This window comes from Kocuria carniphila, from assembly GCF_004136555.1.
In the GTDB taxonomy this organism is placed as follows: domain Bacteria; phylum Actinomycetota; class Actinomycetes; order Actinomycetales; family Micrococcaceae; genus Kocuria; species Kocuria carniphila.
This window is the reverse complement of the sequence record NZ_NOIT01000016.1, coordinates 18,342-41,517: the sequence shown is the minus strand read 5'-3', so window position 1 is coordinate 41,517 and position 23,176 is coordinate 18,342. Positions and strand designations below refer to the sequence as shown.

The 23,176-nt window shown below is 65.5% G+C and carries 17 protein-coding genes and 1 tRNA gene; 3 read left to right on the top strand and 15 right to left on the bottom strand.

All coding sequences use genetic code 11. The annotated features are described in order from the left end of the window. Together EWV37_RS12215 and EWV37_RS12210 are read right to left on the bottom strand one after the other, a co-directional pair. Positions 1-870: a glycosyltransferase gene (locus tag EWV37_RS12215; RefSeq protein WP_129701887.1), complete on the bottom strand. Its 870-nt coding sequence runs from the start codon at positions 868-870 to the stop codon at positions 1-3. Continuing rightward, on the bottom strand, positions 848-1,774 hold the full coding sequence (locus EWV37_RS12210) for a glycosyltransferase (RefSeq protein WP_129701886.1): 927 nt from the start codon (positions 1,772-1,774) through the stop codon (positions 848-850). The genes EWV37_RS12215 and EWV37_RS12210 overlap by 23 nt, the downstream gene beginning before the upstream one ends. Positions 1,775-1,929: 155 nt before the next feature. Between EWV37_RS12210 and EWV37_RS12205 the strand changes: the two genes are divergently transcribed. Next, positions 1,930-2,898, top strand: a complete 969-nt coding sequence (locus tag EWV37_RS12205) for an NAD-dependent epimerase/dehydratase family protein (RefSeq protein ID WP_129701884.1) — start codon at positions 1,930-1,932, stop codon at positions 2,896-2,898. 80 nt (positions 2,899-2,978) lie between these two features. On the opposite strand, the gene EWV37_RS12200 is transcribed toward EWV37_RS12205, so the two are convergent. From EWV37_RS12200 to argS, 9 genes are all read right to left on the bottom strand, one after another. Beyond that, a complete protein-coding gene (locus tag EWV37_RS12200) occupies positions 2,979-4,082 on the bottom strand; it encodes an L-threonylcarbamoyladenylate synthase (RefSeq protein WP_238663251.1) in 1,104 nt (367 codons plus the stop codon). A 10-nt stretch (positions 4,083-4,092) separates the two neighbouring features. Beyond that, on the bottom strand, positions 4,093-4,992 hold the full coding sequence (gene prmC / locus EWV37_RS12195; protein WP_129701882.1) for a peptide chain release factor N(5)-glutamine methyltransferase: 900 nt from the start codon (positions 4,990-4,992) through the stop codon (positions 4,093-4,095). 6 nt (positions 4,993-4,998) lie between these two features. Then, positions 4,999-6,093, bottom strand: a complete 1,095-nt coding sequence (gene prfA / locus EWV37_RS12190) for a peptide chain release factor 1 (RefSeq protein ID WP_016997419.1) — start codon at positions 6,091-6,093, stop codon at positions 4,999-5,001. A gap of 48 nt (positions 6,094-6,141) precedes the next feature. Beyond that, positions 6,142-8,325, bottom strand: a complete 2,184-nt coding sequence (gene rho / locus EWV37_RS12185; RefSeq protein WP_129701881.1) for a transcription termination factor Rho — start codon at positions 8,323-8,325, stop codon at positions 6,142-6,144. A 298-nt stretch (positions 8,326-8,623) separates the two neighbouring features. After that, positions 8,624-9,601 carry a homoserine kinase gene (gene thrB / locus EWV37_RS12180; RefSeq protein WP_129701880.1) on the bottom strand — a complete coding sequence of 326 codons (978 nt, stop codon included), beginning with the start codon at positions 9,599-9,601 and terminating at the stop codon, positions 8,624-8,626. A gap of 8 nt (positions 9,602-9,609) precedes the next feature. Then, on the bottom strand, positions 9,610-10,719 hold the full coding sequence (gene thrC, locus EWV37_RS12175) for a threonine synthase (protein WP_129701878.1): 1,110 nt from the start codon (positions 10,717-10,719) through the stop codon (positions 9,610-9,612). A gap of 83 nt (positions 10,720-10,802) precedes the next feature. Then, positions 10,803-12,119, bottom strand: a complete 1,317-nt coding sequence (locus EWV37_RS12170; RefSeq protein ID WP_129701876.1) for a homoserine dehydrogenase — start codon at positions 12,117-12,119, stop codon at positions 10,803-10,805. A gap of 23 nt (positions 12,120-12,142) precedes the next feature. After that, entirely contained in the window at positions 12,143-13,582 is a 1,440-nt protein-coding gene (gene lysA / locus EWV37_RS12165) for a diaminopimelate decarboxylase (RefSeq protein WP_129701874.1), read from the bottom strand. A 4-nt stretch (positions 13,583-13,586) separates the two neighbouring features. Next, positions 13,587-15,257 carry an arginine--tRNA ligase gene (gene argS, locus EWV37_RS12160; RefSeq protein ID WP_129701872.1) on the bottom strand — a complete coding sequence of 557 codons (1,671 nt, stop codon included), beginning with the start codon at positions 15,255-15,257 and terminating at the stop codon, positions 13,587-13,589. A 122-nt stretch (positions 15,258-15,379) separates the two neighbouring features. Between argS and EWV37_RS12155 the strand changes: the two genes are divergently transcribed. Beyond that, a tRNA-Arg gene (locus EWV37_RS12155) sits at positions 15,380-15,452 on the top strand. 204 nt (positions 15,453-15,656) lie between these two features. Here EWV37_RS12155 and EWV37_RS12150 read toward each other — a convergent pair. From EWV37_RS12150 to EWV37_RS12135, 4 genes are read right to left on the bottom strand one after another with little or no spacing between them, the layout of a single operon-like run. Then, positions 15,657-16,028, bottom strand: a complete 372-nt coding sequence (locus tag EWV37_RS12150; RefSeq protein ID WP_238663250.1) for a hypothetical protein — start codon at positions 16,026-16,028, stop codon at positions 15,657-15,659. Between the two features lie 5 nt (positions 16,029-16,033). After that, entirely contained in the window at positions 16,034-16,867 is an 834-nt protein-coding gene (locus EWV37_RS12145) for an ABC transporter ATP-binding protein (RefSeq protein ID WP_095797364.1), read from the bottom strand. A gap of 3 nt (positions 16,868-16,870) precedes the next feature. After that, the gene (locus tag EWV37_RS12140) at positions 16,871-17,830 is read right to left on the bottom strand and encodes an ABC transporter permease (RefSeq protein WP_129701870.1); all 960 of its coding nucleotides are present in this window, start codon (positions 17,828-17,830) and stop codon (positions 16,871-16,873) included. A 6-nt stretch (positions 17,831-17,836) separates the two neighbouring features. Beyond that, positions 17,837-18,826, bottom strand: coding sequence for an ABC transporter substrate-binding protein (locus EWV37_RS12135; protein ID WP_095797366.1), 990 nt, complete (start codon positions 18,824-18,826; stop codon positions 17,837-17,839). A gap of 161 nt (positions 18,827-18,987) precedes the next feature. Here EWV37_RS12135 and hrpA point away from each other — a divergent pair, with 161 nt between their 5' ends. Further along, on the top strand, positions 18,988-23,118 hold the full coding sequence (gene hrpA / locus EWV37_RS12130; protein WP_129701868.1) for an ATP-dependent RNA helicase HrpA: 4,131 nt from the start codon (positions 18,988-18,990) through the stop codon (positions 23,116-23,118). The last annotated feature ends 58 nt before the right edge of the window (positions 23,119-23,176 follow it).

The window sequence follows — 23,176 nt, the reverse complement described above, 5'->3', positions numbered from 1 at the left end:
CTAGCTGTTGCGGTGGCCCACCATGAACCGGTAGGCCGTTTCCCGCACCTTGAGCGGTACAAATCTGTACCCGCCCCGCACGATCACGTTTGTCGCCCATTGTATGAAGCCCACGTACCCCAAACGGCGCAATTTCCATTGCAACGCCATTTCGGCCAGAAACACGCGCGGTCCCCCGCGCCGTTCGTAGGAGCCAGCCGAGACCCGATAACCGACCAGCGGCTCCGACACGTTGCGGACATCGGCACCCGCGTGGAGCATTCGCGCCCACAGCCAGTAGTCCTCGGCCATGGGCACGTGTTCATAGCCGCCCACCGCTTCCACGGCACTGCGACGGAACACCACGGACGGATGAGAAATCGGATTGCGCCGTTTCGCGACACCGGCGATTTCCTCGTGTCCCACCGGTGCCTGGCGCAGGGCCAAGGGGGTGGTCTCGTCATCGCCGATCTCGTGCATCGAGGCGCCGATCAGGTCCGCGCCGTCCTCGATGAGCGGAAGTTGCCGGGCGAATCGATCGGGGTAGGAAATATCGTCAGCGTCCGCGCGGGCCACCACGTCGTGGGAGCACCACAACAGGCCCGTGTTCAGCGCGTTGGTCAGGCCCGCGTTGTGTTCCAGTTCCACACGCACCACAGGCACCGCCGACGCCGCGCTGATCCGGTCCAGCTCGTCCGTGATCTCTTGCGGCACGGGGCCATCGCGCACGATGACGACCTGCGCAGGCGGGCGGGTCTGTTCATGAGTGTTGGAGTCAATGGCTCGCCGTACCCGGTGGGCGGAATCCCCCCGGTAGACGGGTACCAACAGCGAGAAGGGCGCGGGAGAATCTGCGGGGTTCAGGGGCTCAGCGAGGGCCACCGAAACCACGTCCCCGCATTCCGTTCACGTACCGACCGGCCCACGTGCGCAGACCCTTGAGATCTCTACGCTGCAGGTAGTACGCCGGGTAGCCGATCGCGTCCGCGGTCAGTTGGACCACGCGTTTGTACCGCCACGACACGTAGCCGCGATTGCGGAAGAAATGCTGCTGCTTGAACTGCCCCGGAGGGATGAGCACCTGAAGCTTTCCGGGGATCACCACTTGCTCTTCTTCCCAACCCGGCGGGTGGGCCACGGCCGTGGTGGTCACGGTTCCGAAAGGCAGACCCGATTTCCGCAGCCGCACCAGGAAGTCCACTTCGTCCCCGCGCAAGAACAACTTGAGGTCTGGGAGCCCCACGGTGAAGAACACGGATTCATCCATGAGCGCGCCGTTGAAGAAGGCGGCATACGACGGAATAAACCCTAAAGATTCAATGTCAGCTCGAGAGTGCGTGATGGTTCCCTCGAGGCGGAACGGGAAGGACAGCGTCCCGTGATCCTGCGGTGCCACGATCAGCGGGGACGCCACGGCCAGATTCCGTTCGGCGGCGGCTTGACGCAAGGTTCGCAGGCAGTTCTCGTCCTCCGGATGCGCGTCGTCATCCATGAGCCACACTTGGTCCGCACCGGTGGACAGTGCGGTGAGGATCGCGAGCGAGAAACCGCCCGCTCCGCCCAGGTTGGCCACCGTACGCAGGTACCGCAGCTCGAAGGCGCCGTCGATCAGCTCGCGAAGATGAGCCTCGTCCAGGGCCGTCCGACCCGCATCGACCAGACACAGGCTGTCGATCGGATCCGTCTGGGCCCGCAGGCCCGTGATCAACTGATCGACGTCGCGGGGACGGTCCTGCGTCACGCACGCGACGCTGACGCGCTGGCTCTGCGCCGGATGTGAACTGGCTCGAGTCATGGTTGCTCCCGCGGAAAGTACTGTGAGGGACCTACAAACTCGGGCCCCGTTGGACTCACGGATTCTATCAACGCGCGGCTGACAATCTCCCGGACACGGTCAGCGCGGGATTGCTGCCGTACGATGAAGAAACCAATGTCGGGAGGAGATTCACCGTGACAGCTAGTAGCTGGCGAGTACTCGGAGCCACGGGCTTTGTGGGGTCGGCCATCACCACTGCCCTGCAGACCAAGAACATTCCTGTGACCCCGGTGTCCACGCCCCGGTTGGCCTCTCCGGCCACCACCGTGCATCACCTGATCGAGCACGCCCATCGGCTGGAGTCGGTCATCGACTACCTGGCCGATTCCTTCGCCGGTGCTGACATCGTGGTCAACGCCGCTGGACTGGCCGCGCCCGATCAGACCCACCAGCAGTCGCTGACCGGCGCCAACGCGCTACTGCCGGTCCTGGTCGCGTTGGCGGCACATCGCACGGGCGTGCGGCGCGTGATTCATATCAGCTCGGCGTCCGTCCAGGGAGACGCCCCCGTGTTGGACGAATCCATTCGCACGGCGCCGTTCTCCGCCTATTCACTGTCCAAGGCCCTCGGTGAGTCCGCGCTCTACCGGTTGCGCGCCGAGTGGGAGAACGAGGCCCACGCACCGCAGCTCACGGTCTTGCGAGCCACCTCGGTCATGGGTAGCGGGCGACGCACCACGCGTTTGCTCGCCAAGTTCGCATCTTCGGTGTTCTCATCGGTTGCCGGTGACGGCACCGCCCCCACCCCGGTCACTTCGGTCAAGGCGCTGGCTCAGTTCGCTGTGGCCGTGGGCCAGTTCCCAGAGCCCCTGCCAGCGGTGATCCTGCAACCGTGGGAGGGCGCCACCACCGGTTCCGTGCTCCGCGACGCCGGCCGCCGAAATCCCCTGCAGCTGCCGCCGTTCCTGGCTCGCGCCGTGATCGACGCCGGCTACTGGGTGTCCCGGCTGGCCAACAATCGGTTCAACGGAGCCATCCGACGACTCGAAGTCACGTGGTTCGGCCAGCGTCAGGTACCCGGCTGGGCACACGAGAATGGCGTGATCCCCGAGCCCAACGTGCAAGAGGTACTGCGCCAGGCGCACTTGTCACTCGGCAAGTAAGATCCGGGCCGGCAACGGCAAAGGCCGCAACCGATACGGTTGCGGCCTTTGCCGTTGCACGGCGTGTTGCGCGGAATACGTCAGGATCCGTTGACCAGTTGGCTGGCCTCGTCCACGCTCAACGCCGCGGTGCCTCCCCATTTCGGCTGGGATGCGTCCGCGCGGTTGCGGTTCTGATCCACGCGGGCGCCGGGTTTTGCCGCCGAATTCTGTACGAGCGCCCTGGCAACTTCCGCCTCGGGAGCACCCGGTTCGACCAGCGGTTCGGCCGTGGTGCCACGCACCCGTCCTTCGCCGAGGTCATTCTGCTGCCGCCAGCGGTCGATCGTGCGTTCCGCCTCCGCGTGCGACGGCGACGACGCCGCTCCGGTCTCGGTGGTCTCGGCCTCCCCCGCTGCGCTCTCCGTCTCCTCGACTGCAGCGTGACTTGGCGCCTCTGTTCCGTGCTGTTCGGCGCTCTCACCGTGTTCCGAACGCTCGGTCGGCGCCTCGGTCGAGTGGTCCGCCGCAACGTCACCGCCGTCCACGGTGGGCACCACGGAGCGAAGTTCGTCGAGCCCGATGGCACCCAGGCGCAGTACCACGGGCACGTCACCGGTGCAGTCGACGATCGTGGACGGAAGTCCGCTGGGATTCTCCGCCTGGTGCTCGGCGGTGGGCCGAGCGCCGTCGTCGAGGTAGAGCGCCACCCGATCCTGGAGCATCTCCTGGGCGTCATCGGCGGTGAGCGCGGCGGGCATGCCCGTGAGGTTGGCGGAGGAGACCGCCATGGGGCCGATGCGCTCGAGAACTTGCCGGGCCACGCCGTCGTCCGGGACCCGCAGGGCCACGGTGCCGTGTGTTTCGCCGAGATCCCAGCCCAGCGTGGGTTGAGCCCAGCACACGAGCGTGAGGGCACCGGGCCAGAACGCATCGGCCAGCGCGCGGGCGTCGTCCGAAACCTGATCCGCCAGTCCGGCCAGAACGCCGGGGTCGGCGATCAGCACGGGCGGCGGCATCTGACGGGTACGGCCCTTGGCGCCGAGCAGCGTCTGGACGCCCATGGGGGAAAACGCATCGCAACCGATGCCGTACACGGTGTCCGTGGGCATGACGATGCACTCACCGTCCGCGACCACACGGGCTGCGTGATCAATCGCGGCGACCATGGATTCCTGGTCTGCGCACTTGTACGTGGCACTCACGAGCGTCTCCTTAGCTCAACGTCTGGTGCTGGTCGGAGGTGGAATCGGACTCTACGCCGGGCCGGCGCGCGCCCGTGGCACGCGGTTTCCCCGCGAGGTCGCAATGTAGTTGGATCTCCACGAAACCACGAGCGGACAGTTCACGCTCCATGGCATCCACCTGGGACTCGGCGTGTTCCATGAATAATGCTCCACCGGGACGCAATAACCGTACGGCGGTGTCCATGGCAGCGCATGGCAGGGCCATGCCGTGGTCATCTCCCCCGTACAGGGCCGCGGGCGGATCGTAGTCCCTGACCTCGGGATCCGCGGGAATGTCCTCGGGGGGAACGTAGGGCGGATTGCTCACCACGACACAGAAAGTCCCGGCGTTTTCGGGGTCGTACTCCCGGTAGTCGGCCTGCGTGAGCGTGACCTTGGAGCCTCGCAGATTCTGTTGCGCCCATTCGACGGCCGCATCCTCTTTTTCCACCGCGAACACGCGGGTGGTGGGATCTTCCGTGGCGATGGCCAGGGCAATCGCGCCGGAACCGGTTCCCAGATCCACCACGCGGGGATGCGGAACACCGGCCTCTCGCCACAGCCGAGCTTCATCGAGACTCAGCTGGACCAGGAGTTCGGTCTCCGGGCGGGGCACGAACACCCCGGGGCCTACCGACAGTTCGAGCTGGCGGAACGGGGCCTTGCCGGTCAGGTGCTGCAGGGGGATGCGCTGCGCGCGGCGGGCCACCAGCTCGCGGTAACCCGCGGGTTCGGGAGCGCCCAGGATGGCCTTGGCCTCGACCTCTCCCCTGCTCAGCCCCATGAGGTGCGCCGCGAGAAGCACGGCGTCCGTGTCAGGTGACGGAACTCCCGCACCCGCAAGCTCACCGTGCGCCCATCGCAGAGCCTGGGCAAGGGTAGCTTCCACCGCCGGTCAGTCCTGCTGTCCAGCCTGGTCTTGGCCTAGGTGTTCCAAACGGGTCTTCTCGTCCAGCTCGATGGCGGAGTTCACCACGGGTTCCAGCGCGCCGTCCAGCACCTGATCCAGGTTGTAGGACTTGTACCCCGTGCGGTGATCCGCAATGCGGTTCTCGGGGTAGTTGTAGGTGCGGATACGCTCGGAACGGTCCACGGTGCGCACCTGCGACTTGCGCACGGCGGCGTTCTCCGCGTCGATCTGCTCCTGCTGGTGCGCCAGGATGCGCGCCCGCAGCACGCGCATGGCGGCCTCACGGTTCTGCAGCTGGGACTTCTCGTTCTGCATGGCCACCACGATGCCCGTGGGCAAGTGGGTGATGCGCACGGCGGAGTCCGTGGTGTTCACGGACTGACCACCGGGGCCGGAGGATCGGTAGACGTCAATCTTCAGGTCGTTCTGGCTGATGTCGATCTCGTCGGGCTCGTCGACCTCCGGGAACACCAGGACGCCGGCGGCCGAGGTGTGGACGCGCCCCTGGGATTCCGTGGCCGGCACACGCTGCACGCGGTGCACGCCGCCCTCGTACTTCAAGCGGGCCCAGGCGCCGTGTTCGGGGTCGTTGGAGCTGGACTTCACCGCGAGCTGCACGTCCTTGTAACCGCCCAACTCGGTGGGGGTGGACGAGAGCACCTCGGTCTTGAACTTGAGCGACTCCGCGTAACGCATGTACATGCGCAGCAGGTCACCGGCGAACAGGGCGGACTCGTCCCCGCCTTCACCGGCCTTGATCTCCAGAATCACGTTGCGACCGTCATCCGGATCCCTGGGGATCAGTTTGCGGCGCAGCACTTCCTGGGCGGCTTCCAGTTCGGCCTCGAGCGGGGCGATCTCTGAAGCCAGCTCCGGGTCCTCGCTGCCGAGCTCGCGCGTGGCTTCGAGGTCCTCGGAAAGCTGTTCCACCCGTCGATGGGCTTCGACAATGCCGTTGAGTTCGGAGTACCGCCGGCCCAGTTTGCGGGCCTTGCCCGCATCTGCGTGCACGGCGGGATCCGCCAGTTCGCGCTGCAGCTGAGCGTGCTCATCCAGCAGCGGCTGAACGGGATCGGACATTGAAGGGTCTCCTATCGACGGGTGGAACGGGACAGCGAGAAGTTCTCGCTAGTCCTTGCCGTTGGCCAGCGTGGTCTTCTGGACCTGCAGCAGGAACTCCGTGTTGGACTGCGTGTCACGCAACTTGTTGGTGAGCAGTTCCAGGGCCTGCTGCTGTTCCAGACCGGACAGCACGCGACGCAGCTTCCACATGATCTTGATCTCGTCCGCGGAGAGCAGGTTCTCTTCGCGGCGGGTGCCGGAAGAGTTGACGTCCACGGCGGGGAAGATACGACGGTCCGCGAGCTGGCGGGACAGGCGCAGTTCCATGTTGCCGGTGCCCTTGAACTCTTCGAAGATGACCTCGTCCATCTTGGAACCGGTCTCCACGAGCGCCGTGGCCAGGATGGTCAGCGAGCCACCGTTCTCGATGTTACGAGCGGCGCCGAAGAACTTCTTGGGCGGGTACAGCGCTGCCGAATCCACACCACCGGACAGGATGCGTCCGGACGCGGGAGCGGACAGGTTGTACGCGCGGCCCAGGCGGGTCATGGAGTCCAGCAGGACCACCACGTCCATACCCATCTCCACCAGGCGCTTGGCGCGCTCGATGGCCAGCTCGGCCACCGTGGTGTGATCGTCCGCGGGACGATCGAAGGTCGAGGCGATGACCTCACCCTTGACCGTGCGCTGCATGTCGGTGACTTCCTCGGGACGCTCGTCCACGAGCACCATCATGAGGTGCACCTCGGGGTTGTTGGTGGTGATCGCGTTGGCGATCGCCTGCAACATGAGGGTCTTACCGGCCTTGGGCGGGGACACGATCAGGCCGCGCTGGCCCTTACCGATCGGAGCCACCAGATCGACCACGCGGGGACCGATCTTCTTGGGCTCGGTCTCCAGGCGCAAGCGCTCCTGCGGGTACAGCGGAACCAGCTTGGAGAACTCGGTGCGGTCCTTGTTCTCCTCCGGTTTGCGACCGTTGACGGAGGTCAACTGCACGAGCGCGGAGAACTTCTGACGGGAGCTGTTGTTCTGTTCGCCCTCGCGAGGTGCGCGAATGGCACCCACAATCGCATCGCCCTTGCGCAGGTTGTTCTTCTTGACCTGGGACAGGCTCACGTACACGTCCGACGGACCCGGGAGGTAACCCGAGGTGCGCACGAACGCGTAGTTGTCGAGCACGTCCAGGATGCCCGCCACGGGCAACAGGACGTCGTCCTCGGTGATCTCGATGTCGTCGACGTCCGGACCGTTGTTGCGGCTGCGGCGATTGCGACGCTCGTTGCGATCATTGCGGTCATTGCGATCGTTTCGATTGCGGTTGCGGCGGTTACGACGCGAATTGCCGTCACGGTCGTTGCCGTCGTTGTTCCGGTCATTGCGATCGTTCCGGCTGCGGTTACCGCGGTCGTTGCGCTCGTTACCGTCCTTGCGGTTCTGGCCGTCCTGCGAGGAGTCCTTGCGGTTGGAGTCCTGCTTGTCGTCGCGTGAACCCTTGTCGTCACGGGAGGCGTTGTCCTGGTCGTTGGACCCGGACTTCTCGTCGCGCGAGTTGTTGCCGTCCTTGCGATCGCCACGATCGTTGCGGTCGTTGCGGTCGTTACGATCGTTGCGGTTACCGCGGGAGCGCTGATTGCGGTTACCGCGGTTCGAGGAATCCTTGGAGTCCTCGTTCTGCTCGTTCTGGGAGTTCTCGGACTGCTCGCCCTGGTTCTCCTGGCCGGAGTCCTTGGACTGCTGGTCCTGGTTGTCCTGCTGGTCCGAAGCCTTCTGGTTACGGGAACGATCCCCGCGGCCGGAGGCGGAAGCGCGGCGGGAGCGGCGCGAGCCGGACTGACGTTCGTTCTGTCCCGAGCGGTTGTCGCCCTGGGACTCGTTCTTCTGGTCCTCGGCCTGGTTCGCGGAGTCCTTGGCGGAGTCAGCGGACTTCTCGTCCTGCTCCGACGCGTTGCCTTCCTGGGGTGCGTCCTGGGAAGGCGCGGAATCCGACGACGACGCACGGCGGGTCGATGCCTTGCGCGCGGTTTCCGAGATCTTTTCCTCCACGGCCTTGTCGCGTTCGGCTACGGCGCCGCCGCGCTGGTGGGCCTCGATGGCCTCCACGAGCAGAGACTTGCGCATGCGACGAGCGCCGGTGATGCCCAGCTGGGAGGCGAGAGCCTGCAACTGTGCAAGTTTCAGCCCGGACAAACCAGTGTTCTGGGGCTTAGAGTTTTCCGTTCCCTGTTCGGGGGCGGTGGTTTCTGTCACGAAGGTTCCTTCTGACTCGATGGGGGCCGTGGCGATGACATCGCACACTGACCCGACGATATTGTTGTGGGCCGCCAACTGCGGGCCACGTTGATTGCGTGCAGAGTGCACGCGAGAAATCAGCAATGAGGTCCTCTGATCCCCTTGATGCACCAGTGCCGGTCACATGAGAGAAGTGACCTGGTCAGCAAGAAAAGGAATCGCATTGAGGCGACGCATTCAAACAAAAGTGACGCCCGGTCACGATTGCTGACTCGAATGCGGGACTCCGCTTGAACCGCGTGGGCGAACCCAGGGCCTATTGCGTGGATACGCCCACTTTAGCACCCTCGGCCGGTACGCGTAGCGCCATAACACGCCACGACACGTCCTCACTGTTGTGGGTATGGGCCGCGGAATCCGCATCCGCGGTAATCTCATCGATAGCCGCAACCACCTGTTCCGCCGCTTCGGGGCCGTTGGCCAGAGTGAGAACGGTGGGTCCGGCACCGGAGATCAGCGCCGCGAATCCGCGCTCGCGCAACTGGGTCATGAGCTCGAAGCTCGGGCCCATGGCCTGGGCACGGTAGGGCTGGTGCAGCAGGTCGAACGTGGCCGGAAGCAGGTACTCGGGACGGTTGCTCAGCGCCTCGACCAACAGTGCAGCACGACCGGCAGTGACCGCAGCGGTGCGATGCGAAACGGTATCGGGCAGCAGGCCGCGGGCCACTGAGGTCGCCACCTCGAAGTCCGGGATGGCCACGATCGGAATCACGTTCTCGTGCACATGCACGGGCACGCTGACGAATTCGCCGTTTTGTTCGAAGGACACGGTGAGTCCCCCGTACAGGGTGGGGGCCACGTTATCCGGATGCCCCTCGAGCTGGGAGCACACCTGCAGGATGGTGCGATCATCCAGCCGTGCGGTGTCAGAGAGCAATGCGTTGGCGGCCAGCACCCCGGCGACCACGGCCGAGGCCGAGGATCCCATGCCACGACCGTGCGGGATCTGGTTGTGCGCCTTTAACCGCAACCCGGGCAGGGAACCGGCCCCGGCGGCGTCGAACACTGCCTGCATCGAACGGACCACCAGGTGATCCGCGGTGTGGGGCACGTTCTCCGACCCTTCACCCGTGAGCTCGAATTCGAGACCGGATTCGATGCGGGTGACCGTGAGCTCGTCGTAATAACCCAGGGCCAGTCCCAGGGTGTCGAAACCGGGACCCACGTTTCCGGTGGATCCGGGGACCCGCACCGACACGCTCGTGCCCGGTGCGGCGACTACCTGCTCGTTCACGACCTCGGTCACTCCAACCCCAAGGCTGCGGCCACGGGGACCACGTCGAAGGGAACGCGCTTGGGCTCCACCGCGCTGGCGTCCTCGGCCTCGGCACCCTTGATGGCCCATTGCGGGTCCTTGAGGCCGTGACCGGTCACGGTGATCACGATGGTCTTGCCGCTGGGCACCTCGCCCGCGCGCTGCTTCTTGAGCAGGCCGGCCACACCGGAGGCCGAACCGGGCTCCACGAACACGCCCTCGCGCGAAGACAGCCAGCGGTGGGCCTCGATGATCTGCTCGTCCGTCACGGAATCGATCAGACCGCCGGACTCGTCACGGGCCGCAATGGCGGTGTCCCACGAAGCGGGGTTGCCGATTCGGATGGCGGTGGCGATCGTCTCCGGTTCGGTGACGGGGTGACCCAGCACGAGCGGTGCCGCGCCAGCAGCCTGGAAGCCCCACATGGTGGGCGTGTGAGTGGACACGGCATCCAGAATTTCACCGGAGGTCGCCGGGATCTCGGAGGCGTACTCCTTGTAACCCTTCCAGTACGCGGTGATGTTGCCGGCGTTACCGACCGGGAGCACGTGGATGTCCGGGGCGTCGCCCAGGGTGTCCACGACCTCGAAGGCCGCGGTCTTCTGGCCCTCGATGCGGTACGGGTTGACCGAATTCACCAGGAACACGGGATAGGACTCGGAAAGTTTGCGCGCGACTTCCAGGCAGTTGTCGAAGTTGCCTTCGATCTGGATGATGTCCGCGCCGTGGGCCACGGCCTGGGACATCTTGCTCATCGAGATCTTGCCCTCGGGCACGAGCACGGCACAGCGCATCCCCGCCTGCTTGGCATAGGCCGCAGCGGCGGCGGAGGTGTTGCCCGTCGAGGCACACACCACGGCCTCCGCACCCTCCTCCTTGGCCTTGGTGATGGCCATGGTCATGCCGCGGTCCTTGAAGGAACCGGTGGGGTTCATGCCCTCGAACTTGAGCCACACGGAGCTGCCGGTCAGTTCGGACAGGGCACGAGCCTGGATCAGCGGCGTGCCACCCTCACCCATGGTGATGACCTCGGTGGCCTCGGTGACCGGCAAGCGGTCCTTGTACTCGTTGATGACGCCCTGCCAGACGTGTGCCATGCCGGTTCTCCTCGACGCTGTGTGACGGTGGGCGGCGTTCACCACCCATTGAAGTTTATGAACGGCCCCGCGGGGCGGTGGACTTAGTCGCCGGTCTCCACGGGGATCACCGAGAGCACCTCGGCCACCACGGGCAACTCACGCAGTGCGCCCACGGTGTCCATGAGATCACGGTGACGACCCGTGTGGGTCACCAGGCGCAGCACGGAGATGGCCTGATCCTTGGGATCCTCGGTCTGATGCATGGTGGAGATGGACACGCCATGGTCCGCGAAGACCTGGGCGATTTGAGCGAGCACACCCAAGCGGTCCTTCACGGTCACGGTGATGGCCATGCGCGTGGTCACGTTGTCCATGGACACGGCGGGCAGCTTGGCGTGATCGCTCAGCGGGATGCCCTCGGCACCGCGCGCAATCGCGCGAGCGGCGGACACCAGGTCACCCAGAACGGCCGACGCCGTGGGCTCACCTCCGGCGCCCTGGCCGTAGAACATGAGCGAGCCGGCGTTCTCGGCCTCCACAAATACGGCGTTGTACGCGCCGTGCACTCCACCGAGCACGTGATTGCGAGGGATCATCACGGGGTTGACGCGCAGGTTCACGCCCTCATCGGTGCGCTCCCCCACGGACAGCAACTTGATCACGTAACCCGCCTCGGCCGCGGTCGCGACGTCCTCCGCGGTGACCGCGGTGATGCCCTCACAGTGGACGTCGTCCAGGGTGAAGGTCGAGTGGAAGGCGAGCGAGGCGAGCACGGCGGCCTTGGCGGCGGCGTCGTGACCCTCGACATCGGCGGTGGGGTCTGCCTCGGCGTAACCCAACTCCTGGGCCTCGGCCAGAGCGTCGTCGAAGGCGGCGCCCGTGGTGTCCATCTGGTCCAGGATGAAGTTGGTGGTGCCGTTCATGATGCCCAGGAAGCGGGTGACCTTGTCACCGGCCAGCGAATCACGCATGGGACGCACGATCGGGATGGCACCCGCAACGGCGGCCTCGTAGGAGAGCTGCGAGCCCGACGCCGCGGCGGCGTCCTGGAGCTCACGGCCGTGAGCCGCGAGCAGCGCCTTGTTACCGGTCACCACGGTGGTGCCAGCGTTGAGGGCGCGCAGGATGCGGGTGCGGGCGGGCTCGATGCCGCCGGTCAACTCCACCACGATGTCCGCGGCGTCGATCACGGAATCCGCGTCCGTGGTCAGCAGCTCGCGCGGAATGTCGTAGTCACGCTTGGCGTCCATGTCGCGCACGGCCACGCCCACGAGATCGAGCGTGACGCCCGAGCGCATGGCCAGTTCGTCCTTGGCGTCGAGCAGCACGCGGGCTACCTGGGAACCCACGGTGCCGGCGCCCAGCAGGGCGACCTTCAAGTGGGGAGTCTCTTGGGGCGAAGTCGCTGAAGTAGTCATTGCTCCTGATATTCCTTGGGGGCTTATTCGGCGCTCGCGCCGGTGTCCCGGGCCAGCAGATCGTCGACGGTTTCGGCTCGGATCAGAACCTGGACCTGTCCTTGGGCATCCACGCTGATCATTCCAGGTCGGGTGAGCCAGTTGTAGTTGCTGGACAGCGCCCAGCAGTACGCACCGGTCACGGGTACGACCAGCAGGTCACCGGCCGTGACGTCTTCCGGCAAGTAGACGTCCCGCACCACGATGTCACCGGATTCGCAGTGCTTCCCGACCACGCGAGTGAGCACCGGTTCGGCGTCCGACACGCGGCTGGCGAGTACCGCCGTGTAATCGGCGTCGTAGAGCACCGGGCGGGCGTTGTCACTCATGCCGCCGTCCACGGACACGTAGCGACGTTCCACGCCGGGGCTGACCGTCACGGTCTTCACGGTGCCCACGGTGTACACCGTGGCCCCGGACGGACCCGCGATGAACCGGCCGGGCTCGAAGGAGAGGTGCGGTAGCGGGAGCTCAGAGTTCTCGAGCAGTCCGGCGAGGTGTTCGGCGAGGTCTGTGGCAATGGACTCGGCCGTGCGGGGTTCGTCCGCACTCGTGTAGGCCACGCCGTGACCGCCACCCAGATCCAGCTCGGGCAGTACCGTGGACCAGCGTTCGGCAACAGTCTCGCGCAGGGCCAGCACGCGCTCGGCGGCCTGGCCGAAGCCTTCCGCGGCGAAGATCTGGGATCCGATGTGGCAGTGCAGTCCGCGCAGGTCCAGGTGCTCGCGCAACGCCACGCACTGGGCGAGGGCCTGCAGAGCGGGCGAGTCCTCCCCCTCAACGGAGGGGTTGAGCGACAGTCCGAACTTCTGGTCCTCGTGGGCCGTGGCGATGAACTCATGGGTCGAGGCGTGCACACCCGGGGTCACACGCAACATGATGGGAGCGCGCACAGCAAGCTTCTGGGCGAGGTCCGCGACCAGCTGGATCTCCGGAAGGGAGTCCACCACGATGCGCCCCACGCCGGTATCCAGCGCTCGGGTGATTTCCGCGGCAGATTTGTTGTTGCCGTGCAACGCGATCTTGGAAGGGTCCACTCCGGCGCGCAGAGCGACCTCGAGTTCCCCGCCGGACGCGGTGTCCACGTTGAGCCCCTCGTCCTGGGCCCACCGTGCCACGTGGGTGTTCAGCAGCGCCTTGGACGCGTAGTAGACCTCCACGTCAATGCCCATGGGTGTGAACGCGGCCTCGAAGGCCTCGCGGAAACCCCGGGCGCGAGAGCGGAAGGTGTCCTCGGAGATCACGTAGCTCGGTGACCCGTAACGTTCGGCCAACTCGGCCACGGACACACCGTCCACGGTGACGCACCCGCGATCATCCCGGGCGTACTGCTCGGTGAAGACCTTGGGGTCCAGCGTGGCGTTGCCCTCGGGGACGGTCAGCCATCCAGGAGCGAGTTGGTGGGCGTTGTCTACTGAGCTCACGAGATCACATCCGTTCCGGCGCGCCGACACCCAACAGGGCCAGGCCGTTGGCCAGGACCTGTTGCACGGCGTCATTGAGCCACAAGCGAGAGTTGTGTACGGGTTCGACCGGGCCGTCGCCCTGCGGTGCCACGCGGCACACGTCGTACCAGCGGTGGTATGTGCCGGCCAGCAGTTCCAGGTGGCGGGCCACTCGGTGCGGTTCACGCAGTTCGGCGGCCTGGGCGACCACGGAGGGGTACTGTCCCAGCGCGGCGAGCAGGTCTGCCTCGCGGGCGTGATCCAGCAGAGCGGCGTCGAACGTGCTGGCGCCCTCTTCGGTGAAGCGACGGACACCGGCGGCCTCTGCGTTGCGCTGCACGGCGCACGTGCGGGCGTGGGCGTACTGCACGTAGAAGACCGGGTTCTCATTGGAGCGTTTGGTCAGCACATCCAGGTCGATGTCGATGTTGGAGTCCACCGAGTAGCGGGTCAGGGAGTAGCGTGCGGCGTCAACGCCCACGACCTCCACGAGGTCCTCCATGGTCACCACGGTGCCGGCGCGCTTGGACATGCGCACGGCCACGCCCTCGCGGACCAGATTGACCATCTGACCGATCAGCACCTCAACGCGCTCCGGGGAATCCCCTAGGGCTGCGGCCACGGCCTTCAGGCGGGCCACATAACCGTGGTGATCCGCGCCCAGCATGTAGATGCACAGGTCTGCTCCGCGGCCGCGCTTGTCCTTGAAGTAGGCGATGTCACCGGCGATGTAGGCGGCATTGCCGTCCGACTTGATGACCACGCGGTCCTTGTCGTCGCCGTAGTCCGTGGACCGCAGCCACCAGGCGCCGTCCTTGAAGTACATGGCGTCCGAGTCCTTGAGCTGCTCGACCAGCTGCTCGACCTGTCCGCCTTCGAACAGGGAGTTCTCGTGGAAGAACACGTCGAAGTCCACGCCGAACTCGTGCAGCGAAGACTTGATCTCCTGGAACATCAGCTCCACGCCGTTGGCGCGGAAGACTTCCTGCGGATCCTCGGATTCCAAGGCGTCCGGGTGCTGTTCCAGCACGCGCTGCGCGATGTCCGAGATGTACTGTCCGCCGTAGCCGTCCTCGGGTGCGTCCTCGTCGCGGGCGCGGGCCAGCAGGGACCGGGCGAAGCGGTCGATCTGCGCACCGTGGTCGTTGAAGTAGTACTCGCGGGTGACCTGGGCGCCCTGCGATTGCAGGATGCGGGCCAGCGAGTCACCCACTGCGGCCCAGCGGGTGCCACCCAGGTGAATGGGGCCGGTGGGGTTTGCGGAGACGAATTCCAGGTTGATGGCGGTGCCGCTCAATACCTCGGAGGTGCCGAACGAGGCGCCCTGCTCGACGATCGACTGCGCGAGCTCACCGGCCGCGGCGGCGTCGAGCTTGATATTCAGGAATCCGGGACCGGCGATGTCCACGGCGGCCACGCCGGGAACTGCGCTCAGGCGCTCGACCAGGATCTCGGCGATCTCGCGCGGCTTACGACCGAATTTCTTGGACGCCTGCATGGCCACGGTGGTGGCCCAATCCCCGTGCTCACGATTCTTGGGACGCTCGATCTTCGCTTCGGGAAGCTCTGCACCGTCCATCAGGGTCAAATCACCGGCGGCCAGGGCGTCGTGCAGGCATGCGGATACGGCAGCGGAAAGTTCTTCAGGAGTCACCGCACCAGTGTAACGGGACGAACGGCACCCACCGATTCGAGTCAATTCGCCTGCCGTGACGAACCTGCTAATATCGATCGAGTTGTTCACGGCCCGGTTCACGGACCCGCAGGACAGCCCCCGCCCGCGTAGCTCAGGGGATAGAGCGTCTGCCTCCGGAGCAGAAGGTCGTAGGTTCGATTCCTATCGCGGGCACTTTTTCGTTTAACGCGCCTTTTCCGTCGACGACGCCGCTCCCCCGCCCCGCGCGGTCCTCTTCCGTCGCGGTTCGGCCTCGTACCCAACAACGCCCACTCGGCGGTCGGGCCCCGCCCCTCGCCTCAGCGCGGTCGATGCAACCGGTTATGCACGCTGCACCACGAAGAAACCCCCGGAGCAACAGCCCGGGGGTTTCGTTCGTCAGCGCTCGTTATCGCCGTGTCGTTGCCGCGCCCGAAGGTGCGGATTCAGCTCCATGGGGTCGTAGTCGTGGAGCATCTCCCCCTCGCCGAACTGCTCGGCCACGTAGTCATCCTCCGGGTTGTGCACCGGGGCCGTGGTACGCCTCCGCGCCATGCCGATGATGCTCAGCACCCCACCGATCAGAAGCGTGCCGAAGCCCACGATGATCGTGGCCAGTGCGGTGCCGGTCAGGGGCACCGATGCACTTTCTGACGCCGCCCGCCCGAGGTGTACCAGGGCCGGAGGAAGAGTGAAGATGCACACGAACAGGGCCAGCAGACCCGCCAAAGAGATGACTGATGTGGTGCGCTGGCGCCTGTTCGTGTTCACGATGACTACGGTTTTCCTTCTTTGGTGACGCGGACTGTTTCTAGCAGCGTAGCGTCATCAAGTGTGGGTTCCCCGCTGACCGTTTGCAGTTTCTGGAACTCCGACAGCAGATCGGACACGGTCGATCTGGCCTTCTGCTCCTCGTTCAGCTCGAACAGGATCTTGCCCTCGTGCATCATGATCAACCGGTTACCCAGGCGCAGGGCCTGTTCCATGTTGTGGGTGACCATGATGGTGGTGAGGTTCTGTTCGGACACCATGCGCTCGGTCAGTTCCGTCACGTGCTTGGCGCGCTGGGGATCCAGGGCCGCGGTGTGCTCGTCCAGGAGCAGGATCTCCGGTGATGAGAACGTTGCCATGAGCAGGGACAGTGCCTGGCGTTGGCCGCCGGACAGCAACCCCACCTTGGCACCCAGCCGGTTCTCCAACCCGAGTTCCAACTTGGCCAGCTCGTCCCGGAACTGTTGTTTCCGCGAGCGCGTCACGCCCATGGACAGTCGGCGAGACTTGCCGCGGCGGGACGCAATGGCCATGTTCTGCTCGATGGTCAGATTGGGCGAGGAACCCTTCATGGGGTCCTGGAACACGCGAGAGATCCAGTGGGCCTTCTTGTGTTCCCCGAGCTTGGTGACCGGTTCGCCGGAGACCTGGATGCTGCCGGAGTCCGGGATGATCGACCCGGAGACCGTATTCAACATCGTGGATTTACCGGCGCCGTTGGAGCCGATCACGGTCACGAAATCTCCCGGTTCCACGGTCAGGCTCACGCCGTCCAGAGCCACGCGTTCATTGACGGTTCCGGCGAAGAACGTTTTCCGCACGTCGGTGATGGTCAACATGGTTTATTGCCCCTCTCCTGTGCGACCGCCCACGGTAGCGGGTGTCCCCACGCCGGGTTCGACGCCGGCCTGGACCTTGCGTGCCTCGCGGTCCTTGCGGCGCGCATTCCACCGCTTGAAGAACGTCATTTGCGGAAGCACCAACGCGATGACCACCAGTACGGCGGAGATCAGCTTCATGTCGGACGGGTTCAGACCCAGCTGCAGGGCCGCGGTGATCACCAGTCGGTACAGCACGGACCCGAAGATCACGGCCGCGGTGGCAATGATGACCGTGCGCGTTCCGAAGATGCCCTGACCCAGGATCACGGAAGCCAGGCCCACGACGATCAGGCCGATACCCATGCCGATGTCCGCAAAACCCTGGTACTGAGCCACGAGCGCACCGGACAAGCCGACCATGCCGTTGGACAGGCACAGACCGAGAATTTTCTGGTTATCCGTGTTCACGCCAAAGGAACGGATCATGTCCGGGTTGTCACCGGTGGCCTGCATGGCCAAGCCGGCGTCCGTGTAGAGGAACCAGTCAAGCAGGACCTTGACCAGCAGCACCCCGGCGAGCAGTAGGAGCACTCCCACCACGGATCCCTGCAACCCGGCTTCGCGCAGCGGGGTGAATACGGTGTCCTCGCGCAGCAGTGCCAGGTTGGCCTTGCTGTCCATGACTCTGAGGTTGATGGAGTACAAGGCGGTCATGGTCAAAATACCCGCCAGCAAGCCGTTGATGTGGGCTTTGGTGTGCAGCAGACCCGTGATGAGACCCGCGAGCGCACCGGCGAAGAATCCCGCGATGGTGCCCAGCCAGGGGCTGCCACCACCCAGGATAATCATGGCCGCGGTGGCGGCCCCAGTGGTGAAGGACTGATCCACCGTGAGGTCCGGGAAGTCCAGCACACGAAACGTGAGATAGACGCCCAGGGCCATCACGGCGTAGATCAGGCCGAGTTCGATTCCGGCGATCATGAATGGTTACCGGATCACTGCATCGGCGGAATCAAGCAGTGCCTTGGGGACCTCGATGCCCATGGCCTTGGCGGCCTCGGCATTGATGATCAAGTGGGTCTCCTTCTGGGATTCCACGGCCATCTCGGCGGGGTCGCCGTCCTCCTCGATGATGCGAAGGGCCATTTCCCCGGTCTGCTTGCCGAGCTGTTCATAGCTGATGCCCTCGGTTGCCAGACCACCGCGTTCCACCGAGTCACCTTCACCCACGATCAACGGGATCTTCTTGGACTCGGCGGCGCCGACCACTGCTTCGAGGCCGGCCACCACCTTGTTGTCGGTGGGGACGTAAATGGAATCGGTGTTGAAGGACTCCGCGGCCTGGGCGACCTCCGCGGTGGTGGTCACGGTCTTCTCCTCCACGGTCAGACCCTCCGCTTCGGCGGCCTTCTTGGCCTCTTCCACCTGGATCTGCGAGTTGGTCTCGCCGGAGCTGTAGATGATGCCCACGGACTTGGCGTCCGGTTTGAACTGCTTGATGAGTTTGATCTGGTCCTCGACCGGGTTCATGTCGGTCGTACCGGTGATATTGGCTCCGGGCGCGTCCATGGAGTCCACGAGTCCGGCGTCCACGGGATCGGTGACGGCGGTGAACAGGACGGGCTTGTCGGTCACGGCTTGTGCCAGGGACTGAGCGGTGGGTGTCGCGATACCGAGGATCAAGTCGTTATCGGACGACGCGAAGTTGGAGGCGATGTTGGTCGCGGTGGCTTGGTCACCGGAGGCGTTCTGCACGTCCAACTTCAGGTTGTCGCCTTCCTTGTAGCCGCCTTCTTCCAAGGCGGCTACGAAACCTTCTCGCGCGGCATCGAGCGAGGGGTGTTCCACGAATTGAGCGATCCCCACGGAGACTTCCTGGGGTTCCTCGGACTGGCTGGCACCGCCGCCCGAACCGCAAGCGGTCAGGACCAGGGCGGAAGCGGCGACCGCTGCGGTTAGCGAAAGAGTGCGCTTCATGATGGTGGGCGTCCTTTCAAGACAAATAGTGGTGCCTGGATATTACCTGCCGTTCGGTCAAAAAATGAGACGTGGCACACATTCGGTATGGGATCGTGTTCTGACGGGCCCGCACGCCGTGAGTGGCGTACCGCCCCGGACCCGTAGACTGGGGCGTTGACATGACTGAGTCCAGCACCACGCCCCGCATCGTGTACCCCCAGAACCTTCCGGTCAGCGCGCGCCGTGACGACATCAGCGCTGCCATTCGTGATCACCAGGTGGTGGTGGTCGCCGGTGAGACAGGCTCCGGCAAGACCACACAGCTACCCAAGATGTGCCTGGAGCTGGGTCTGGGTGAGAACGGGTTGATCGGCCACACCCAGCCGCGCCGCATCGCCGCACGCTCCGTGGCTGAACGCATTGCCTACGAGATGGGCGAGCAGGTCGGGCAGACGGTCGGCTACCAGGTGCGCTTCACGTCCGAGGTCGGCAAGGACTCCAAGGTCAAGCTGATGACCGACGGCATCATGCTCGCCGAAATCAGCCACGATCCGATGCTGCGCCGCTACAACGCGATCATCATCGACGAGGCCCACGAGCGCTCCCTCAACATCGATTTCCTGCTGGGGTATCTCAAGCGCCTGCTCCCCCGCCGCCCGGATCTCAAATTGATCATCACCTCGGCGACCATTGATCCCGAGCGGTTCGCCGAGCACTTCGCTGAACCCGCCGAGGACGGCGACCATGCGAAGCCCGCGCCCATCATCGAAGTCTCGGGCCGCACCTACCCGGTGGAGGTCCGCTACCGTCCGCTCGTTCAGCCCCGCACCGGCGACGGCGGCGATGACGAGGCGGACACGGGCGACGGCCTCGAGGACGAGGACCGCGATCCCATCGACGCCGTGTGCGACGCCGTGGTGGAACTCGCTTCCGAGCCGCCCGGAGACATCCTGATCTTCTTCGCTGGTGAACGCGAGATCCGGGACGCCCAGGACGCGCTGGCCAAGGTCATCGACCGCAATCGCTCACTGGTCGGCACCGAGCTGCTACCCCTGTTCGGCCGATTGTCCATGGCGGAGCAGAACAGGGTGTTCGCGCCGTCTTCCAAGCGCCGGATCGTGCTCGCAACCAACGTGGCGGAAACCTCGCTGACGGTCCCCGGCATCAAGTACGTGATCGACCCGGGCACCGCCAGAATCTCGCGCTATTCGGCGCGCACCAAGGTTCAGCGCCTGCCCATCGAGCGGATTTCCCAAGCGTCCGCGCGGCAGCGCGCCGGCCGTTGCGGCCGTGTGTCGGACGGCGTGTGCATTCGCCTGTATTCCAAGGAGGACTTCGAGTCCCGCCCCGAATTCACCGACCCCGAAATCCTGCGCACCAATCTGGCCGCGGTCATCCTGCAAATGATTTCGGTGGGCGTGGTCCGCGAGCCCACGGACATCTCCGAATTCCCGTTCGTACAGAAGCCGGATTCCCGCGCCGTCAAGGACGGCGTGGTGCTGTTGCGCGAACTCGGCGCGCTGCGCTCGGGTGGCCAGAGTGAACAACCCGACCAGGCGGCGTCGTCGGGTGGTCGCGGTCGTTCCCGGGGACGACGCCGCCGCGGCCAGCAGAATTCGCCGCTCACCCAGACCGGCCACGTCCTGGCGGCCCTGCCCGTGGACCCGAGGCTGGGGCGCATGATCGTGGAGGCCAAGCGGCGCAATTGCGTCCGCGAGGTCATGGTGCTTGCCGCAGCGCTCACGGTTCAGGATCCACGCGAACGGCCGCTGGAGCATCGGCAGGCCGCGGACGAGTTCCACAAGCGGTTCAAGGACAAGACGTCCGACTTCATGTCTTACGGCCTGCTGTGGCAATACATCCAGGAACAGCAACACGAGCTGTCATCCTCTCAGTTCCGCAAACTGTGCAAGCGCGAGTACCTCAATTTCCTGCGGATCCGAGAGTGGCAGGACCTCTTCGCCCAATTGCGTCAGATCGCCCGCGAAGTGGGGATCGATCCGGGGAGGTCCCGTGAGCTGGACGTCGCCGGCAATCAGGACGCCATTCATCAGAGCCTGCTGTCCGGGCTGCTGAGCCACATTGGCGTGCGCGATGAACGCACCCGCGACTACCGCGGTGCGCGCGGCACCAAGTTCGCGATCTTCCCCGGTTCTGCCCTGTTCAAGACGTCTCCGGACTGGGTCGTCTCGGCAGAACTCGTGGAGACGTCACGGCTGTGGGCGCGCACCAACGCGAGCATCAACCCGGAATGGGTCGAGGACCTGGCCCCGGATCTGATCAAGCGCAACTACTCAGAGCCACACTGGTCCCGCTCCCGCGGTGCCGTGATGGCGTACGAGAAGGTCACGCTGTACGGCTTGCCACTCGTGACCGAGCGACCCGTGCAGTTCTCCAGGGTGGACCCGCAGCTCTCTCGCGAACTGTTCATCCGCCACGCCCTGGTCGAAGGTGACTGGCAAACCCGGCACCGGTTCTACCAGCGCAATCAGCAGCGCCTGGAGCGTGTGGAGGAACTCGAGAACCGCATGCGCCGCAAGGACCTGCGCGTGGATGACCAGGTGCTCTTCGACTTCTACGATGCGCGCATCCCCGCGGACGTGGTGTCCCAGCGGCACTTCGACGCGTGGTGGAAGAAGGCCCGCGGCAGCAACGAGCACCTGCTGGACCTGGATCCGGACGCACTGATCGCCCCGGAGGTCGCCGAGCTCGACACGCAGTCCTTCCCGCGCACCTGGAACGTGGCGTCTCCGGACGGCATCCTGTCGCTGGACCTCGACTACGAGTTCTCCCCCGGTTCGGAGACCGCTGACGGTGTGACCGTACGCGTGCCCGTGCTGTTCCTGGATCGTCTGGCCCCGGAGCAGTTCGAATGGCACATCCCCGGTCTGCGCACCGAGTTGGTCACCGCCCTCATCAAGTCCCTGCCCAAGGCGGTGCGGCGCAACTTCGTACCCGCCCCGGACATGGCCGCCACCGCGGTGGACGTGCTGTCGGCGGAGTTCTCCCCGGAAACGGATTCGCTACTGGAATCCCTGGCCACCGTGCTGCGCCGGCTGCGCGGACATCAGGTGCAGGCCACGGACTTCCAGCCCAGCGTGCTTCCGGCTCACCTGCGCATGAACTTCGAGGTGCGCGACGCCCGCAACAAGGTGCTCGGAACCGGCGGGAACCTCGCCGAACTCAAGGATCGGCTCCGGCCGCAGATCCGCCGCGCCCTGGCCGACTCGCTGGGCAGCGCGGCCTCCCAACTCGCGGACTTCGCCAACGCCGCCGACGCCGCCGGGGGCACCTCCGGCGCCCCGCAGTCCGGCAAGCCCGATACACCGCGTCCTGGCGCACAGGGCCGAGGCGGGCGAGGTGCCAAGGGTGGCGGAGCGGCGTCGTCGGCGGAAAGCCTGGAACGCACGGGACTGACGACCTGGCCGGAGAAAGACCCGCCGCGCTCGGTGCAGACCCAGGTAGCGGGGCAGACCATCACCGGCTACCCCACGCTCATGGTCCGCCGGGACAATCCCAATGCCGCAAAGACCGGCAAGGGCGCGACGCAGGAGCCCACCGTGGACCTGCGGATCCTGACCCAGCAGGACGAACAACGTTCGGCACAGCGCCACGGCGTGATTGCGCTACTGGAACGCACGCTGCCGTCGGTGCACCGCTACGTGGTGGACCACCTGAGCCAACGGGAACGGCTGATCTTCACGCAGAATCCGCACGGTTCCGTGGACGCGCTGATTCGCGATTGCACCGTGGCCGCGATCGACCGGCTGGTACCCGAGGAACCGCCGTTCACCAAGGCCGAATTCGACGAGTTGGCCGTGCACGTGCGCGCCGAATTGATCGATACGGTATTCGCGGTGACCGCCCTGGTCACCGAGACGCTCGCGGAAGCCACCACGCTACGCAAGCGACTCAGAAAGCCGGGCTCGTTGGCTGCGGTGCCCGCGTTCAAGGACATGTCCGAGCAGATCGATCGCCTGATCTACCCCGGATTCGTGGCGGACACCGGATGGCACGCGCTGCAGCACCTACCCCGCTACGTGAAAGCCATCAATGCGCGCCTGGACAAGCTCTCGGGCCATATCCAGCGCGACAGCGTGAACATGGTGCTGGTTCAGGACATCGAACAGGATTACCGCGGTGCACGGGCGGCCGTTCCCCCGACCGCTCCCGTGCCCGAGGCGCTCACCCGTGTCCGATGGGATCTGGAAGAGCTGCGCGTATCGCTGTTCGCACAGGAGCTGGGCACCGCACGCACGGTATCGGAAAAGCGGGTCCGCAAAGCACTGCGCGACGTGACGCAACGCTGAGCGAACCCGCTCCGGCGGATGTCCATGAGCCGAGGCACCGCGCACCAGTGGTGCCCGG